The sequence below is a fragment of the Microtetraspora niveoalba genome, from assembly GCF_001570405.1.
GTDB classification, from domain to species: domain Bacteria; phylum Actinomycetota; class Actinomycetes; order Streptosporangiales; family Streptosporangiaceae; genus Microtetraspora; species Microtetraspora niveoalba.
Genome location: NZ_BBYM01000032.1, coordinates 1 through 17656, shown reverse-complemented (window position 1 = coordinate 17656; position 17656 = coordinate 1). Strand labels below are relative to the sequence as shown.

At 70.1% G+C, this 17656-nt stretch carries 15 protein-coding genes; 13 read left to right on the top strand and 2 right to left on the bottom strand.

Features of this window, described 5'->3' with window-relative positions; all coding sequences use genetic code 11:
- The first annotated feature begins 10 nt into the window (after positions 1 to 10).
- From AWQ70_RS28180 to AWQ70_RS28120, 13 genes are all read left to right on the top strand, one after another.
- On the top strand, positions 11 to 709 hold the full coding sequence (locus tag AWQ70_RS28180; protein ID WP_067182345.1) for an SDR family NAD(P)-dependent oxidoreductase: 699 nt from the start codon (positions 11 to 13) through the stop codon (positions 707 to 709).
- Positions 699 to 1793: a Gfo/Idh/MocA family protein gene (locus tag AWQ70_RS28175; RefSeq protein ID WP_067182341.1), complete on the top strand. Its 1095-nt coding sequence runs from the start codon at positions 699 to 701 to the stop codon at positions 1791 to 1793. The genes AWQ70_RS28180 and AWQ70_RS28175 overlap by 11 nt, the downstream gene beginning before the upstream one ends.
- A gap of 1 nt (position 1794) precedes the next feature.
- A complete protein-coding gene (locus AWQ70_RS28170) occupies positions 1795 to 3861 on the top strand; it encodes a hydantoinase/oxoprolinase family protein (protein ID WP_067182338.1) in 2067 nt (688 codons plus the stop codon).
- A complete protein-coding gene (locus AWQ70_RS28165; protein WP_067182335.1) occupies positions 3858 to 5579 on the top strand; it encodes a hydantoinase B/oxoprolinase family protein in 1722 nt (573 codons plus the stop codon). The genes AWQ70_RS28170 and AWQ70_RS28165 overlap by 4 nt, the downstream gene beginning before the upstream one ends.
- On the top strand, positions 5572 to 6579 hold the full coding sequence (locus AWQ70_RS28160; protein ID WP_067182332.1) for a C-terminal binding protein: 1008 nt from the start codon (positions 5572 to 5574) through the stop codon (positions 6577 to 6579). Before AWQ70_RS28165 ends, AWQ70_RS28160 begins: the two co-directional genes overlap by 8 nt.
- A complete protein-coding gene (locus tag AWQ70_RS28155) occupies positions 6551 to 7489 on the top strand; it encodes a hypothetical protein (protein WP_067182329.1) in 939 nt (312 codons plus the stop codon). Before AWQ70_RS28160 ends, AWQ70_RS28155 begins: the two co-directional genes overlap by 29 nt.
- Before the next feature lie 187 nt (positions 7490 to 7676).
- Positions 7677 to 8765 (top strand): ABC transporter ATP-binding protein, encoded by a 1089-nt coding sequence (locus AWQ70_RS28150; RefSeq protein WP_067182326.1) that lies wholly within the window; start codon positions 7677 to 7679, stop codon positions 8763 to 8765.
- Between the two features lie 12 nt (positions 8766 to 8777).
- Positions 8778 to 9839: an ABC transporter substrate-binding protein gene (locus AWQ70_RS28145; RefSeq protein ID WP_084517901.1), complete on the top strand. Its 1062-nt coding sequence runs from the start codon at positions 8778 to 8780 to the stop codon at positions 9837 to 9839.
- A 67-nt stretch (positions 9840 to 9906) separates the two neighbouring features.
- The gene (locus tag AWQ70_RS28140; RefSeq protein ID WP_067182319.1) at positions 9907 to 10746 is read left to right on the top strand and encodes an ABC transporter permease; all 840 of its coding nucleotides are present in this window, start codon (positions 9907 to 9909) and stop codon (positions 10744 to 10746) included.
- Positions 10746 to 11543, top strand: coding sequence for an ABC transporter permease (locus AWQ70_RS28135; protein WP_067182317.1), 798 nt, complete (start codon positions 10746 to 10748; stop codon positions 11541 to 11543). The genes AWQ70_RS28140 and AWQ70_RS28135 overlap by 1 nt, the downstream gene beginning before the upstream one ends.
- Positions 11540 to 13156, top strand: a complete 1617-nt coding sequence (locus AWQ70_RS28130; RefSeq protein WP_067182314.1) for a thiamine pyrophosphate-dependent enzyme — start codon at positions 11540 to 11542, stop codon at positions 13154 to 13156. Before AWQ70_RS28135 ends, AWQ70_RS28130 begins: the two co-directional genes overlap by 4 nt.
- A gap of 15 nt (positions 13157 to 13171) precedes the next feature.
- The gene (locus AWQ70_RS28125) at positions 13172 to 14698 is read left to right on the top strand and encodes a PucR family transcriptional regulator (RefSeq protein ID WP_084517900.1); all 1527 of its coding nucleotides are present in this window, start codon (positions 13172 to 13174) and stop codon (positions 14696 to 14698) included.
- A gap of 79 nt (positions 14699 to 14777) precedes the next feature.
- On the top strand, positions 14778 to 16229 hold the full coding sequence (locus tag AWQ70_RS28120) for a PucR family transcriptional regulator (protein WP_067182308.1): 1452 nt from the start codon (positions 14778 to 14780) through the stop codon (positions 16227 to 16229).
- Positions 16230 to 16387: 158 nt separating this feature from the next.
- Here the strand turns inward: AWQ70_RS28120 and AWQ70_RS28115 are convergent, their stop codons facing one another.
- Positions 16388 to 16837 carry a hypothetical protein gene (locus AWQ70_RS28115; RefSeq protein ID WP_157530514.1) on the bottom strand — a complete coding sequence of 150 codons (450 nt, stop codon included), beginning with the start codon at positions 16835 to 16837 and terminating at the stop codon, positions 16388 to 16390.
- Positions 16838 to 17376: 539 nt separating this feature from the next.
- The coding region (locus tag AWQ70_RS28110; protein WP_218004689.1) for a hypothetical protein at positions 17377 to 17656 on the bottom strand (280 nt) is incomplete at its 5' end.

Genomic DNA, 17656 nt, shown 5'->3' with positions numbered 1-17656 from the left:
GGAGGCAAAGGTGAAGAAGACAGTACTGGTGACCGGAGGGGCGCGCGGCATCGGCCGCGCCGTGTGCGAGCGGTTCCGCGACAGCGGCTACGACGTCGTGGTGTGGGACGTGCTCGAGACGGACATCCCGGGCGTGTGCTGGCGACCGGTCGACGTCACCGACGAGGACGCCGCCGCGGCGGCCGGCCGCGAGCTCGGCGCGCCCGACGTCCTCGTCGCCAACGCCGGCGTCAACCACGCGGGGGATCTGCTGACGACGCCCTCGGCGATCCGCCGGCAGCTCTTCGAGGTCAATGTGCACGGCGTCTACAACACGTGTCAGGCCGTGCTGCCGCAGATGGTCGAGCGCGGCGCGGGCACCATCGTCGTCACCGCGTCGGTCGGTGCCATGATCGGGTTCCCGACGAACACGGTCTACACGATGACCAAGTCGGCCCTGCTCGGCCTGGTCCGAGGTGTCGCCGTCGACTACGGCCGGCGGGGCATCCGGATCAACGCGGTGTGCCCGGGCCTCACCGAGACCGAGATGGGTCTGGAGACCATCGAGTCGCGCGAGGATCCGGAGGCGTTCCGGACGGCGTACGGGCTCCTGGGACGAGCGGGCCGGCCGGAGGAGATCGCCGAGGCCGTCTACTTCCTCGGCTCCCCGCGGAGCTCCTTCGTCCATGGCACGACCCTGGTCGTCGACGGAGGTCAAAGTGCTCGCTGACCCGCGCGGCGCGCGTGCCCTTCGCGTCGGGATCCTCGGACTCGGATTCGGCCTCACCCACCACCTGCCGGTGTGGCGCGGGACGGCCGGATGCGACGTCGTCGCGGTGTGCTCCAGCCGGCCGGGCGGCGGCCAGGAGGCCGCCTCCACCCACGCCGTGCCCGAGGGATACGACGACTGGCGGCTGATGCTCGACCGGGCCGACCTCGACCTCGTCGTGATCGCGACGAAGCCGCAAGACCACCTGGCGCCGGCGATCGCGGCGATGGAGAAGGGACTCCACGTCGTCTGTGAGAAGCCGCTGAGCCCGGCACCCGCCGACGCGTGGCGGCTGGTGAAGGTCGCGGAGAGCGCCGCCGGGGTCAGCGCCGTGAACTTCGAGTTCAGGCTCTCCGAGGGCCGGCTGGCACTTAAGCGGGCCCTGGAGTCGGGCGTGGTCGGCACGATCCGCAGCGTCGCCTGGAGCGTCCGGCACCCGTCGGTGGGTCGTCTCGCGGGCTTCCCCCACTCCTGGCTCTGGGAGCGCGAGGGCGGCGGTCTGCTCCTCGCCCTCGGATCGCACTACCTCGACACCGTCAACTGGCTCGCCGGCCCCTTCGCATCCGGCGGGAGCGGTACGACGTGGTCCGTCGTCGACGCGCACGGCGGCGTCCGGACCGATGCCGACGACGCGTTCGAGGTCAGCGTCGGGCTCGAAGCCGGCGGCGTGGCCGGCATCGCGTTCACGCCCACGCACGGGTTCTTCGAGAGCTCGCTGTGCGTCGTCGGATCGTCGGGCACGCTTCTTCTCGACGACAGGGCCGGCGTCCTGCGGCTGCACGACGGCCGGGCCGAGCGCGTGCTGCACGCGCCGGGCCCCGATGCCGGGCCCGCCGACATCGATGATCTGATCCCTCGCCTCGCGCGATTCGCCGAGCTCTTCGTCCGTTCGGTCGACGGCGAGCGGTCGAGGGATCTCGCGACCTTCCGGGAAGCGGCGGCCGTGCAGGACGTTCTGGCCCGAGCCGCGTACCGCCCCCTCGAACCGGCGACCGTCTGGCCTGCCACGGCGCCGTCACACCCTGAGCGCATGGAGGACATTTGAGATGAGTGGAGTCCGAATTGGCGTCGACGTCGGCGGAACCTTCACCGACGTCGTCCTGATGGACGAGAAGACGGCGGAGCTCTCGCTCACCAAGGTGCCGTCGACGCCGTCGAACCCGTCGGTGGGGCTGCTCAACGGCATCGACCGGATCCTCGCCAACACCGGCCATTCCATCGAGGCGGTCCGGTCCATCGTGCACGGCACGACGGTCGTGACGAACCTGCTGCTGGAACGCAACGGATCGTCGACGGCGCTGATCACCACCCGCGGCTTCCGCGACGTGCTCGAGATCGGCAGGCAGCGGCGGCCGAAGCTCTACGACCTGTTCCAGGACAAGCCGCAGATCCTCGTGCCCGGTCGCTGGCGGTGGGAGGTCAGCGAGCGGATGGCCTACGACGGGACCGTCGTCCAGCCGCTGGACGAGCAGGAGGTCGTCGAGCTGGCGCGGCGCGCGGTCTCGGAGAGCGTGGAGTCGATCGCCGTCGTCCTGCTCCACGCCTACGCCAACCCCGATCACGAGCGCCGCGTCGCCGAGATCATCAAGTCGGTGAGCCCCGAGCTCCACGTGTCGCTCTCGAGCGAGGTGAGCCCGGAGTTCCGAGAGTTCGAGCGGACCAGTACGACGGTCGCCAACGCCTACGCCATGCCGCGCGTCGCCCGATACATGGCGGACGTACGCCGCGGCCTGGTCGAACGCGGGTCGAACGTGACCTTCCACGTCATCCAGTCCAACGGCGGGATCGCGACGCCGGAGGTGGTGGAGGGGCGCCCGATCACGACCGCCCTCTCCGGCCCGAGCGGCGGGGTCATCGGCAGCGCGTTCACGGCATCGCTGGCGGGTGAGTCCGAGCTCATCACGCTCGACATGGGCGGCACCTCCTGCGACGTCTCGCTGATCACGGGCGGGACGCCGCGGATGACCGCCGAGGGGGAGATCGACGGCCGTCCCCTCCGGGTCCGCATGGTCGACATCCACACCGTGGGGGCCGGAGGCGGCTCCATCGGATGGGTCGACTCCGGCGGGGCCCTGCGCGTCGGGCCGCAGAGCGCCGGAGCGATGCCCGGCCCCGCGTGCTACGGCCACGGCGGTACGAGCGCCACGGTGACCGACGCGAACCTGCTGCTGGGGAGGATCGATCCGGCCACCTTCCTCGGCGGTCGGATGAAGCTCGACGCGAGAGCCGCGGCCGCGGCCGTCGACGCGCTCGCCCGCGAGCTCCAGCTCGATCGCGAGACGGTGGCGCTGGGCGTCATCCGGATCGCCGAGGCCAGCATGCTCAACGCGGTGCGGATGGTCTCCCTCCAGCGGGGATACGACCCCCGGGAGTTCACCCTCATGGCCTTCGGCGGCGCCGGCCCGCTGCACGCCGCCACGATGGCGCGCGAGCTCGGTGTGCCGAAGGTGCTGGTCCCGCTCGGGTCCTCGGCACTGTCCGCTCTGGGCTGTCTGGTGGCCGACATCCGGCACGACTTCTCCGTGACACGCCGGTTCATCAGCGACGACATTGACCTCACCGCCCTGAACAAGGCGTACGAGGAGCTCGAGGCCGAGGGACAGGACGCGCTGGCACGCCAGGCGGTCCCCGTCGAGAGCCGAGTGCTCAGGCGCCACGCCGACATGCGCTACGTCGGGCAGGCCTATGAGATCACGGTGGACCTGCCGCCGGAGCGGATCGACGACGGCGCGTACGCCGATGTCCTGACGCGCTTCCACCAGGAGCACGAGCGCGCCTACGGGCACAGTGCGCCGGGGGAGCCGGTCGAGATCGTCAATGTCCGCCTCACCGCGCTCGGCCCGGTGAGCCCGCCCGTCGTGCGGCAGACCGTCGGGCACGCGACGCCGGACGCGTCCGCGCGGCTGGGGGAGCGCGAGGTCCTCTTCGAGAGCGGCGTTCGCGTGACCGAGGTCTGGCGTCGGGAGCTCCTGCGCGGCGGCAACGTCGTCGCGGGGCCGGCCCTGATCGAGGCCGAGGACACGTCCGTCCTGGTACCGCCCGGAGACGTCGCCCGCATCGACGAGTTCGGCAACGTCATCATCCACATCAACGCGGAAGGGGAACTGACGTGACGACGATCGACACCGTCACGACCGAAGTGGTTCATGCGGCACTGGTCTCCATCGCCGAGGAGATGATGGCGACGCTGCAGCGCTCCGCCTACTCCGTCGTGATCCGTGAGGCAGCCGACTGCTCGGCCGCGCTCTACGACACATCCGGGCAGCTGATCGCCCAGTCGGAGTCGATCCCGGCGCACCTCGGATTCGCCGGCGGCGCCCTGCGCTCGACCTTGGCGAACCGCTACCCGCTGGAGTCCCTGCGCGAGGGTGACTCGATCATCTTCAACGACCCCTACGCGGGCGGCAGCCACCTGCCGGACATCGCGCTGTTCACGCCGGTGTTCTTCGAGGGACGCCCGGTCGCGTTCTCCGTGACGGTGGCGCACCACCTCGACGTCGGTGGGCGCTCGCCCGGGTCGATCGGCAACGACGTGACCGAGATCTACCAGGAGGGCGTGCGCCTGCCGCCCATTCTCTTCGAGCGCGACGGCGAGCTGAACGACACGCTCATCGCCCTCCTGCGTACCAACACCCGTCAGCCCGACAAGCTGCTCGGCGATCTGCGGGCCCAGCTCGCCGCGAACAAGACAGGTGTCCGCCGGATCCAGGAGCTGTGCCGGCGTCACGGCGCCGACCTCGTCGCCGCTGTCGCGCAGGATCGTCTCGACTACACCGAGCGGCGCCTGCGCAACTGCATCGAGGAGATCCCCGACGGCGAGTACTTCGCCGAGGGCTTCTTGGACGAGGACGGCATCGACCGCGACACCAAGGTGTGGCTGCGGTGCACGGTCAAGGTCAGCGGCAGCGACATGGTGTTCGACTTCGCGGGCTCCTCGCCCCAGACCGCGGGGCCCTACAACGCGGTGCCCGCGGCCATCTGCGCCGCCGCGTATCTGATCACGAAGTGCGTGACGGATCCGGACATCCCGCAGAACGAGGGGGCGTTCCGGCCGGTCAGGATCGTGACGCCGCCCGGGAGCGTCGTGAACCCGCAGTTCCCGGCACCCTGCGGCGCCCGGCACTTCACCGTCATGCGAGCGGCGGACGTCATCCTGTCGGCCTTCGCGCAGGCGCTCCCCGGCCGCATCCCGGCGCAGTCGAACGCCCACACGACGGCGATCTCGATCTCCGGTGTGCATCCGGAGACCTGTCGCTACGGCGTGTACTTCGACCTGCTCGGCGGGCCGATCGGGGCGCGCCCCAACAAGGACGGGCTCGATGCCGTCGACGACTACGTGGGCAACGTGATGAACGTCCCGGTCGAGGCGGCCGAGATCGAGTATCCGCTGCAGTTCACCGAGTACTCGCTGATTCCCGACTCCGGTGGTCCGGGCACACACCGCGGCGGACTCGCCTTCCGGCGCTCCTATCGGATCACGGCGGACGGGCAGTCGCTCACGATCCGGTCCGACGGAGAGGAGCACCGTCCGCAGGGCCTGGAGGGGGGTGGATCCGGCACGCCGGGCCGCAAGGTTCTGATCCGCGACGGCGAGCCGGCGCGCCTGTACCAGAAGGAGACCGGCTTCCCGCTGCGGGACGGCGACGTGATCTCCGTGGACACGCCCGGGTCGGGAGGGTACGGCGACCCGTATCGCAGGCCGGTCGAGCTCGTGCTGGAGGACGTGGCGAACGGGAAGGTGAGCATCCAGGCCGCCTGGGAGTCCTACGGCGTCCGGATCGATCCCGACACGCTGCAGGTGATCGAGCGCGTGAGCGGCGCTCATGAGTAGGCCGGTCGTCGTCTTCACCGACAGAGAGCATCCGGACCTGGACGTCGAGCGGGAGATCCTGTCGAGCATCGACGCCGAGGTGATCGACCTCGACGGCGACGTCGACGCGCTGGCCGACGCCCTGGGACGCGCCGACGCGGTCTGCAACCAGTACACCAAGCTGAGTGCTCGGACCATCGACCTGTTCTCTCCGCACTGCCGGGTGATCGCCCACTACGGCATCGGGACGAACACGATCGACATCGAGGCGGCGAGCAGGCGGGGGATCCACGTCGCGAACGCGCCGCACTACTGCACGGAAGAGGTCGCCGTCCACGCCGTCGCCCTGCTGCTGGCCCTCGAACGCGGTGTGGTGATGTACGACCGCGCCTTCCGCGGCGGGAGCTGGACGTACAAGGGGGAGTATCCGCTCCACCGCCTGTCCGGTCGCCGGCTCGGGCTCGTCGGCTACGGGCGCATCGCCCGAGAGGTCGGGCGCGTGGCGAGGACCCTCGGCTATCAGGTGCTCGTCCACGATCCGCTCGTGCCCGCGGAGGCCGTGGCGGCCGACGGCGCCTCGCCGGTGGACGACCTCGCCGAGCTGTTCGCACGGGTGGACGCCGTGTCGATCCATGTTCCCCTGACGGACTCGACCCGGGGCATGGTCTCCGCCGACGTCCTCGGCCGGTCACGACCGGGCCTGCGCCTGGTCAACACGAGCCGGGGCGGCGTGATCGACGAGCGGGCGCTCGCAGCCCGTCTCGAGGACGGAAGCGTCGTCGCCGCCCTCGACGTCCTGGCTGTGGAGCCGCCGGCGGCCGACGACCCGATGCTCGACGTGCCCGGGGCGGTCCTCACTCCGCACGTCGGCTTCTACTCCGAGGAGGCGTACGTGGAGCTGCGCGAGACTGTGGCCCGCAACGTCGTGGCGACGCTCCGGGACGGGGCGCCGCTGTACTCCGTCAACAAGATCCACCTGGAGGGAGACTCCCATGTTCGATGCCCGCAGCCTGCTGACTGAGCTCGGCTACGGGGCCGGCGACGCCTACGATCTGCCGACCAGCGAGAAGCGGTTCCCGGACGGGGCCCAGTACCGCATCGAGATCGCCAGCGTGGAGGGGCCCGCCGCGGTCGACGCCACCCTGGAGGCCGCGGCCGCCGCGGAACTCACCGTGCACCGGATCAGTCAGGGCTCCGGAATCCAGATGAGCACCGATGCCGAGCTCGGGAGGATGCTCGGCGCGGCGCGGTCCGCGGGTGTCGAGCTGTCCTGTTTCCCGGGGCCGCGCGGCAGTTGGGCACCCTCGCCGTCGAACCTCACCGGCGCCGGTCACAACCTCGCGTACCAGTCCGAAGGCCTCGACCGGCTGGTGCACCTGCTCGACGACGTCGCCCGTGGCCTGGAGCTCGGTGTCAGGGGCCTGACCATCGCCGATCGTGCGGCCATCAAGGTGCTCCACCAGGCCCGGCAACGTGCCATCGTGCCGGCGGATCTGGTGCTGAAGGCGTCGGCGCTCGCGGGGCTCGGTGCCAATCCCCTGTCGGCCGTCGACGCCGTGGAGATGGGCGTCGACTCGCTGAACGTGCCCAGCGCGCTCACGCTGCCCCAACTGGCGGCCATCCGTGCGGCTGTCGACGTTCCCATCGATCTCTACATCGAGGCGCCCGACTCCTTCGGTGGCTTCATCCGCACGTATGAGATCCCTGAGATCATCCGGGTCGCGGCGCCGGTGTACCTGAAGGTGGGGCTCCGGAACAGCCCCGACCTCTATCCCTCGGGCCTCCACACCGAATCCCTCTCGGTGGCCGCCGCACGCGAGAAGGTGCATCGGCTCCAGACGATCCATCAGGTCATCGACCGCTTCTGTCCGGAAGCGACTCAGTCGGCACCCGGCGCCGCCGGGCTCGGCGTGCCGGCCGCGGCACTCTGACGGGCGTCCGCGCGGAGACGGTCCATATCCATTTGCACGAGATTCCGTGGACCGGGTCCAGGAGATTCCCGACGGTTGGCTGAAGCCACCTGTACGGCGAGTTACCTAGCCTCGATCAGCATCCAGCCCGAGGCCGGCCGATCAGGAGCCACCACTCGAACCATCCTCCGATCGACAAGGAGAGCAAGTGTCGTCGATCCGTATTAGCCGCGCATGTCGAAGCTACGGCTCCGTCCAGGCTGTCAACGACGTCACGCTGGACATCCACGACGGTGAGTTCTTCACGTTGCTCGGCCCCAGCGGATGCGGCAAGACGACGCTGCTGCGCAGCATCGCCGGCCTGGAGCGTCTCGACAGCGGGCGGATCGTCGTCGGCGACCAGGACCTGGCCCGGGTTCCCGTCCACCGGCGGCCTCTCGGGATGGTCTTCCAGAACCTCGCCCTGTTCCCGCACATGAACGTCGACCAGAACGTCGCCTACGGGTTGCGGGCTCGCGGGGTGTCGCGGGCCGAGAGCAGGGCACGGACGGCGGACGCCTTGGACATGGTCGCGCTGGGAGGCCTGGGGCGCCGTCAGGTCGCCGAGCTCTCCGGTGGCCAGCAGCAGCGTGTGGCGCTCGCCCGGGCCCTGGTCACCGAGCCCCGCGTCCTCCTGCTGGACGAGCCGCTTAGCGCCCTCGACCTGCAGCTCCGTCAGCAGATGCAGGTGGAGCTCAAGAGGCTCCAGCAGCGTGTCGGCACCACGTTCGTCTTCGTCACCCATGACCAGGACGAGGCCATGGCGATGTCGGATCGCATCGCGGTCATGAACGGCGGCCGGGTCGAGCAGGTGGGCACCCCCGACGAGCTGTATCAGCGCCCAGCGTCGAGGTTCGTCGCGGACTTCGTCGGCGACTCGAACCTGCTCGACGGCGTGGCGGACGCCCAGAACGGGAAGCCGACGCTCGTCGGCGCCGGGCTGTCGGCATGTCTCCCGCGCAGTGTCCCGCCGGGGCAGCAGGTCACTCTCTGCGTGCGGCCCGAGTCGATCAGCGTCGACGCGGCCGCACCGGACCACGACTGCCGAGTCCGCGGCCTCGTCACCGCCAGCGTGTACCGGGGTTCGAGCGTTCGGCTCTTCGTCGCCTCGGAGGCCGACTTCGAGTTCCTGGTCGACGTCGCCACCGCCCACGGCGGCGTCCCGGTCGGCAGCACGGTCGAGCTGTCGTGGCGAAGCCGCGACTCATGGGCGGTCACCGAGAACGTTCCGTCGGACGACGGAATGGCACTTCACTAAGGAGTTGGAGCGATGCGTCTGAAACTAAGGGCATCGGTTGCTCTCGGCGGGCTGCTGATCACATCACTGCTCGCCGCCTGTGGATCCGGCGGCGGGTCGGCCGGCGGCGGAGTCGTGCTCGGCGTGTGGGGCGGAGGCGTCGACGCCGTCTGGACCGAGAGCTTCCTCGATCCGTACGCGAAGTCCACCGGTGCCGACGTCTCCCTCGAGACGATCATCGACCCCGAGGCGACCATCACGTCGCAGGCCGGCAACCCGAAGTTCAACGTCCTCGTCTTCCCCTACTGGCAGGCCGCGAAGGTAGCCCAGGAGAAGCACCTGATCTCGACGGTCGACGCCGCGAACCTTCCCGCCCTCAAGGAGGTCGACGACCGGTATCTGCCGGTCGACGAGAAGGGTGAGCTGGTCGGCGTCCCGGTCTACTTCCTCTACTTCGGGATCGGATACAACACGAAGAACGTCGACCCCTCCGAGATCGACTCGTGGCTCGACCTGACCGATCGCAAGTGGAAGGGCCGGGCGAGTATGCAGCTGCCGGGCTTCGTCGCCGCGAACGACCTCGTCGCGCTCAACCACGCGGCGGGAGGGAGCGACGACGACCTCGGTCGCGGGCTCGGCGTGCTCAAGGACATCGCCCCCAACCTCCTGACGCTGTACCAGTCGTTGGCCGACGCCAACCAGCTGTTCTCGCGTGGGGAGATCGACGTGGCCCCGTGGTACTCCGGCCGGGCCTGGGCACTCAAGGCGGAAGGCGCCCCGGTCGACATCGTACGGCCGAAGGAGGGGGCGCTCGTGCTGCCCTACGTCGCGGTGATCCCGAAGGACGCGCCGAACCGGGAGGAGGCGCTGAAGTTCCTGAACTTCATCCTCGAACGCGACCAGCAGCAGGCGGTGGCCGAGGCGGGCTACATCCCGTTCAACAAGAACGCGGTGTTCCCGGCGAGCCTCAAGGAGAACCTCGGGGCGTCGTCGGTGAAGGAGATCGAGGACGAGCTCTACGTCCCCGATTGGAACGCCGTCGTGTCGCAGCTGTCCGGCAACACCGCGAAGATCGAAGAGATCATCAGCAAGTAGCGGGCCGAGGGTGGGGGCCGAGTTGAGTTCGGCCCCCACCCGTCGACAAGTCTAGGAGCCCTCTCCCATGAGCAAACTCAAGCCGGCCTTGCTGCTGTTGCCCGCACTTGTCCTGCTAGGCGTGTTCTTCTACGGCTTCGTCCGTCTCTTCGGCGTCTCGGTGGGGCTGGGACCGACGGGCCGGGGCTTCGACCTGGCCGGCTACGTCGACTTCGCGATGTCGGAGACCAACCGGCTGATCCTCGTCCGTACGCTCCGCGTGTCGGCGATCACGACGCTCGCCGCGATCGTCGTCGCGTACCCGATCGCGTACGCCATCGCTCGTGTCTCGTCACCGGGCCTGAAGTACACCCTTCTCGTACTGTCCCTGTCGCCGTGGCTCATCAGCCTGGTGATCTCCACGTACGGGTGGTCGGTGCTGCTGTCGCCACGCGGAACGATCAACTCCGTCCTGCTCGACCTGGGCATCATCGACGCCCCTCTCGGCATCCTCTACAACTCGTTCAGCGTGATCGTCGGCATGGTCCACGTCTTCGTGCCGTTCTTGATCATGTCGATCTACAGCTCTCTCGCGCGGCTCGACTGGCGGCTTCTCGAGGCCGCCTCGGTGCTCGGCTCCGGACCGGTCGGACGCTTCGTCAAGGTGACGCTGCCGATGACGGCGCGGGGGGTGGTGTCGGGAGCGACCATCGTGTTCCTGCTCGCGACGGGTGCCGTCGTCACACCGGTCCTCCTGGGCGGCCTGAAGGATCGCATGCTCGCCACGCTCATCTACCAGGACGTCATCGGCAACTCGAACACCGAACGAGCAGCCGTGGCCACGTTCTGCTTGATTCTCTTTACCCTCCCCGTCGTCGCTCTCCTGGGTTGGATCGAGCGCCGGGTCGGGCCGAAGGCAGGTCGCTGATGCTGCTCAAGATCCTCGGCCGCGGCTGGCTCGTCGCGAGCTTCGGGTTCCTCCTGGCGCCGATCCTGGTCGTCGTCGGAGCGTCCTTCACGTCGGGATCCCTGCTGACCTTCCCGCCCGAAGGGTTCTCCTTCAGGTGGTACCAGGAGATCGTCGGCGACGAGAAGTGGATGGCCGGGCTCACCACCAGCCTGAATCTCGCGTTCGTCAGCGCCCTGGGCTCGACCGCCGCCGCCACCGCAGCGGCTCTCGGCATCCGGCGACTGCGTCGGGGCGGGACGGCGACCGGCTTCCTCCTGACGCTGCCGCTCGCGGTGCCGAAGGTCGCCGTCGGTCTCGCGTTGCTCGGCCTCGTGGTCGCCTTCGCCCTGAACGGCACGATGTCAGGCCTGATGACGGCGCACCTCATCATCACGATGCCCTATGCCTTCGTCGCCGTGAGCGCCGGCGTCGCCCAGCTCGATCGGTTCCAGGAGGAGGCGTCCCGCACGCTGGGGGCCGGCCCCGTCAGGACCTTCGTCATGGTGACGTTGCCCCAGCTCGCGCCGGGGATCGCGGCCGCCTTCCTCTTCTCAACCATCGTCTCCTTCCAGGAGGTGTCCGTGACACTCTTCCTCGTCGGCCCGGGAACCAACACCCTGCCGGTGCGCATGTTCAGCCACATCCTCGACAGCGCGGATCCCGCGGTGGCCTCGATCTCGGCGCTCGTCGTCATCGCGACGTACGTGCTTCTCGCGCTGTTCGTCGTGGTCACCCGCCGGCGTGAGGCGGCGGGTCGCAAGGGGGTGGCACTGTGACGCCGCGGTGTGTCCGAGACGCCGTCTTCGACGTGCTGGCGCAGGCCGGAGTGACGGATGTGTTCGGCAACCCGGGCACGACCGAGATCCCGTTCCTGGTCGGCATGGGGGACCGGTTCCGGTTCGTCCACGCCCTCCAGGAGACCGTGGTCATCGGAGCGGCCGCGGGTTACGGCCTGGCCAGTGGCCGGCCCGGCGTCGCCGTCGTTCATGCCGTGCCCGGCCTGGGCAACGGCATGGGCGCACTCAGCGGGGCCGCGTACGGCCGAGCGCCGGTCGTGGTGCTGGTCGGCCAGCAGGACTCGCGGATGCTCTTCGACCGTCCTCTCCTCAGCGGACCGATCGCCGAGATGGCGGGGCCCCTGGTCAAGTACGTCCACGAGCCGGTGCGGCCTCAGGACGTGCCGCGGGCGGTGGCGACCGCCCTGCGCATGGCGACGTCGGGCGTGCCGGGGCCGACGATGGTGGTGCTGCCCTGCGACTTCGCGGACGTCCCGGGCGGTGACGTCCCGGCTGAGGGGCTTGTCGCGGCAGGCGGCGGACTGGCCGACGCCGCGGGCGACGAACTGGTCGCGGCCGTGCGGTCGGCGCGGAACCCGGCCATCGTCGCCGGCACGGAGCTGGTGAGCTCCGGTGGCTGGCACGAGCTCGTCGAGCTCGCTTCAGCGCTCGACGTGGCCGTGTACTCCGGCGGCATGGAGGCACTGCTCGGATTCCCCACCTCGCATCCCGCCTACCGCGGTGAGCTCCCGCTGCAGACCTCGGCGCTGCTGCGGACCCTCGGCGACCACGACCTGGTGCTTCTGCTGGGCAACGGCGGCTACCTGCTCTACACCTATGACCCCGAGCCGCTCGACGGCCTGCTGGCACGGACGGTGCTGGTGACCGAGGATCCCGAGCCCGCGGCGCGGTTCGCGGGCCGGGGGAGCGTGCTCGCACCGCCGGCGGCCGCGGTCCGTCGTCTGCTGTCCTCCGTTGCGCTCGACGGCGACGGACCGGGGGAGCGGATCACGACTGCCCGGAGCGTCGTCGCCGATCGTCCCGACGCACGTCCGTCGGCGCCGGGGGCGTTCACGGCCGAGGCGGTGCTGGCGCGCTGCGCCGCGGCGCTGACCTTCGATCGCGTCGTGGTCGACGAAGCCATCTCCAACAGCGGGCTCGTGCGCGCCACGATGAGACCCGACGCGCCGCGGTCCTATCTGCGCGCGGCGAATGCGGCGCTCGGCTTCGGGATCTCGGCCGCCGTCGGGGCCCAGGTGGCGCGTCCCGACTCCCGGGTGGTCGCCATACTCGGGGACGGAGCGTTCCAGTATGCTCCCCAGACCCTCTGGACCGCAGCCAGGTCGGGGCTGCCGGTCGTCTTCATCGTTCTGAACAATGGTGGTTACAAGATCCTGCACGACTATGCCGAGGTCTACTACGACGCTGCCCAGGTACCGGGGCTGGCGATCGACGGCGTCCGGATCGCTGAGATCGCGGCCGCGTACGGAGTCGACGCGTGGGCGGTCGGGTCGATGGACGAGCTGGACGCCGCTCTGGAGCGGGCGCTCTCGGCGTCCGGGCCCGTGCTCCTCGACGTCGCCGTGGCAGCCGACGGCCGATCGGCGTTCTGAGAGGTGCGCTGACCGGTGAGACTGAGTGACCTTTACACGAGCCGGACGCTCGGGCTGCGCGGGCTGACGGGAACTCCCGCCGCACTCAGCCGGCCGGTGAAGTGGATCCATGTCGGAGAGATCATCTCCGTCGACGAGTGGCTGGCGGGAGGCGAGGTCCTCCTGACGACGGGCGTCGCGTTCGCTCCGGACGATCCGCGCTGGGCCGACTTCGTCGACCGGCTCGTCCGCTGTGACTGCACGGCCCTGGGCTTCGGCGTCGGAGTGCACCACGACACCGTGCCGCCCCTCCTGCTCGAGGCCGCGAGGGCACGGGACCTGCCCGTCTTCGAGGTTCCGCTCGAGGTGCCCTTCATCGCGGTGACGCGCACCGTCTTCGACACCCTGTACCGGGAGAAGTACGCCTCGCTTCGTGAGGCGATCGGACTCAGCCGGCGCCTGCTGCCACTCGTCGCCAACAATCGCGACCCCAAGGAGATCGTCCACATCCTCGGCGGCGCGCTGCAGCGGTGCAAGCTCTCCCTCTTCGACTACTACGGGTTCCAAATCGCCTTCTCCGGTCTGCAGGAGAGCGAGGCGCTCGAGTTGTGGCACCAGGTGCGGGAGAACTGGCCGTGCCGGTCGTCCGTCTCGTACCACCGGCCCGAAGGACACATCGCCATCGTCCCGATCCCGGGGGCCTCGGACACCATCGCCTTCCTGGTCGTCGTCCAGCCCACGGAGCCCTCCGAGCGCGAGATCCTGCTGGTCGAGCAAGGGGTGACGGCACTGGGGCTGACACTCGGCCGGCTCGCATCGCTTCGGGACGAGCGCCGCGAGCGGGCGAGCGACCTCATCGCGCGAGCCTCGAAGCGCGACATCACCAAGGACGACCTCGTCGCGGAGTTCGCCGCGCTGGGCATCGACTCCACGGCAGACCACGTCGTCATCGCCTGCCGGCAGCGCGCGGAAGGCACGCGTGAGAGTGCCGAGCTCATCTCCCGTGTCGAGGACCACGCCGTCCGAATGGGGAAGAGCCAGCTCGTCGGCTGGATCGGTGACGTCCTCTTCATCGTGGTCTCCGAACCGCACGCGGGTGCCGCCGAGGAGCTGTGGGCGGCCCTGCGGACCCGCGGCTGGGACGTCGCGGTGGGGCGCAGCGAGACCCGGCCGGGAATCGAGCACGTGGACGAGTCGATCTTCGAGGCGCGGACGGTCGCGCTGGAGGGCCGGCGGGGTGTGGGGGAGCTCAGCGCCATGGCGATCGACTCCCTCATCGGCCAGATCGCCGACGCGAACGGCGTGGACAACTTCCTCGCCCAGACGTTCGGCGACATGGAGGACAGCGAGCGCAATGACGCGCTCTTCGCGACCTTGGAGGCCTATCTCCGGAACGGCGGGCGCCCGGGGCCGACGGCCGCCGAGCTCCACGTGCACCGGCAGACGCTGGCCTATCGAGTCGACCGTATCCAGCAGCTCACGGGCCGGAACCTCCGCACCGGGCCCGACATGCTGGACCTGCTGCTCGCCCTCAAGTTGCGTCAGTACAGGCGCAACCGATGAGCGACACTCGACCGGCGGCTCGGAGGCGCGGCCGGCGGCCGGCCCACTGCCGGAACGCGCGACGTCCCGGGCCGCGCTCGTGACCCTCCCGACGGTCGAGTCGCTCTGCTCGATGCTCGGCCGCCACCTCAGTCCCGCGGACGGCTTCGTCGCGCCCGGACGTGAGGTCGAGGCGGTCCACATCAGCGAGCTCACGGACCCGGCGGCCTACCTCGGGGGAGGGGAGCTGCTGATGACGACGGGACTGTCGTTGCCCGGCAGCGACGCCGGGTGTCGTTCCTACGTACAGCGCCTGATGGCGGCGGACGTCCGTGCCCTCGCGCTCGGACTGGGGCCGGTGTTCAGCCGGCCGCCCACGCGACTGGTTCGCGCCTGCCACGCGGCCAACCTGCCGCTCCTCGTGGTGCCCGCGAGCACGCCGTTCCTCACGGTGTCGCAGGCCTACTGGCGCGCTCGAGCGAGAGCGACCGAGCGGAAGCTGGCCGACGCGCTCGCGGCCCATCGGACACTGGTCGACGCCGCGGCCGGGTTCGACGCCGGCCCGACGATCCTCCGCAGACTCTCCCAGTTGGTGGACGGGTGGGCCGCGACATTGGACACCGGGGGAGCGGTCATCGACCTGTACCCGCCAGGCGTCCACGATCTCGGGGTGCTCAGGGACTCGGCCGAGCGCCTCCGGGCGGCCGACACGCTCTCGTCCCTGTCCTTGAGCACCGACGACGGGGCGGTGGTCGCCTACCCACTTCGGACGTCCGAGCGTGTGGTGGGCTTCCTCGCGGTCGGCACCCCGCGCCCCCTCGAAGCGCCGATGAGACACGTCGTACTGACCGCGGTCGCGCTTCTCAGCGTGCACGCTCTGCACGCGGAGACTGCGCTCTCGGCGGATGACGTCACCAGACGATGCCTTGCGACACTGGTCGACCGCGGTCATCTGGAGGCCGCACGCAGCCTCGCGGCGGACAACGGACTCGGGCCCGTCTGGGATGCCGGATGCGTCGCGGCGATCGAGGGGCGTGAGGTCGGCGGGCTCGCGCGTGTCGTGTCCCAGTGGTGCCCGGAGGCGCTCGGCGTCACGCTCGGTGCGACTCGGGCGTGGTTCCTCCTGCCGGGCGACCATCCGCCGCCGGAAGCGCTCTGGGGCCGGCTCGTGTCCGTCGACCCGCTGGTGAAGCTCGCGATCTCCGAGCTGGTCGGCATGGCGATGGCGGGCGCGGCGAGGGCGGGCGTGCAGCGGCGGCTCGTCGCCATGCGGCCGGGAGACTCCTGGTGGCCGCGTCGTGTCGATCCGGTGGATGTCCGTCGTGCGGTCGACCGATTCGTGACGCAGGGGTCGCGGGATCTCCAGGAAGCGATGGTCGAGCACCTTCGCTGCCGGGGCAACTGGGAGCGAATGGCGCGGGTGACGGGTCTACATCGCAACACGCTGCGCTATCGGGTCGCCCGCGCTCGTGAGGAGCTGGGGGTCGACCTCGACGATCCGGACGTCTTCGCTGAAGTCTGGCTCGCTCTGCGCGCACGCGGAGTGGCCTGATCGGGTGCGCGGCCGCTCCAGCGAGCGGCCATCATGAGCCATCGGTCAGGGCTTGGCCTGTCGCTTTCTCCGGCCACATGGCCGGAGAAAGCGAGAGGCCGTCCCCGTCAGGGGACAGAGGAGCCGCACAGGGCGGCTGTTCTACCGGCCGGACCCGATCACGATGAGGGCGGCGGCGCGGTGCCACCGCCACCCTGCCCCGGCCACTTCGGCCGGCTGAGGTCCGCGATCAGCGCGGCGGGGGCGGAGTCGCCCTTCCCGACGGCGATCACCAGCGCGTTGTCACCGGTCGTGATCTCCGTCAGCCCCTTGCGGCCGGTGGAGACACGGCTGGAGTCGGTGATGGCGTACTTCTGCGCGAAGCCATCCAGGCTCTTGATCTCGATGGAACCCTGGTCGACGGATGTCACGGCGCCGCTGTGCACGGTGAGGGTCTGCTGGCCGCCGCCCTCCTTCGTGATGGTCAGTTCGCCGTGGACGGAGCCCCTCGAGCCCTCCGCCGGCCGGCCGCCGGGCGTCTCCTCGCTCGGTGACGGCATCTTCTGGGTGGCGGGGGCGCCGCCACCGGCCGCCGCGGCCACGCCCGTACCCGTGGCGAACAGCAGCACGGTGGCGGCTCCGAGAAGGAGTCCGCGACGGGCCGTGCCTCGGGCCGGTCTCGTGGCGGGGAGGTCGGTTCGGATGATCTCGGGATCGGTCATAAGGCTTCCAGGGCGGAGAACCCCGCCCCCGTATGCAAGGCGGGGAAGGTCGCCCCTCCTCCTTTCGGTTCCCGATGTGCGGTGTCCGTCGTGTTCGGGTCCGCACGCGGTGTGCCTGCCCAGCTACCCCGCCGAGGACGATGTTGACTGCCGTGTCGGTAAAGCCCTCGTCGAGGGGGAGCTGCCGGAACTGGAAGGCGTCACCGAACACGAAGACGCCCGCTCACCCTCCTGTGAGGTGAGCGGGCGTCCCCACTTCCGGCCGGATTCGTACCCGCCGCCTACGGCCAGAGATGCCGTTGCCCCGAAGAGGGCGGGCTTCGATCCCCGCTCGGACCGCACTCCCTACAGCCAGGGAGAGGGGCGAGCCGGCGGGCCGACATGACCAGCCCTCGCCGGCGACGCGGGGTTATCGGACCGCGGGCGTTCCTGGCCGCGCTGAGCGACTACCGGCAAGCGGAGGTCGCACCCGTGTGCCGCAGCCGCCGGTGCTCGACGGTCGCCTGCTTGACGAAGTGCCTGCGGAGTACCGGGCGCTCGACGAACGCACGGCGTTCCACGATGGCGCGCCGCATCTTCTTGGGGTGGACGGTGACTCGCCGCTCGACGAATGCTCGCCGCATCTTCTTGGGGTGGACGGTGACTTGCCGCTCGACGAATGCTCGCCGCATCTTCTTGGGGTGGACGGTGACTTGCCGCTCGACGAATGCTCGCCGCATCTTCTTG

Coding starts and splice junctions, on each gene's coding strand:
- AWQ70_RS28135 (WP_067182317.1), top strand. CDS start 10,746: ATGCTGCTCAAGATCCTCGGCCGCGGCTGGCTCGTCGCGAGCTTCGGG.
- AWQ70_RS28170 (WP_067182338.1), top strand. CDS start 1,795: ATGAGTGGAGTCCGAATTGGCGTCGACGTCGGCGGAACCTTCACCGAC.
- AWQ70_RS28155 (WP_067182329.1), top strand. CDS start 6,551: ATGTTCGATGCCCGCAGCCTGCTGACTGAGCTCGGCTACGGGGCCGGC.
- AWQ70_RS28160 (WP_067182332.1), top strand. CDS start 5,572: ATGAGTAGGCCGGTCGTCGTCTTCACCGACAGAGAGCATCCGGACCTG.
- AWQ70_RS28145 (WP_084517901.1), top strand. CDS start 8,778: ATGCGTCTGAAACTAAGGGCATCGGTTGCTCTCGGCGGGCTGCTGATC.
- AWQ70_RS28140 (WP_067182319.1), top strand. CDS start 9,907: ATGAGCAAACTCAAGCCGGCCTTGCTGCTGTTGCCCGCACTTGTCCTG.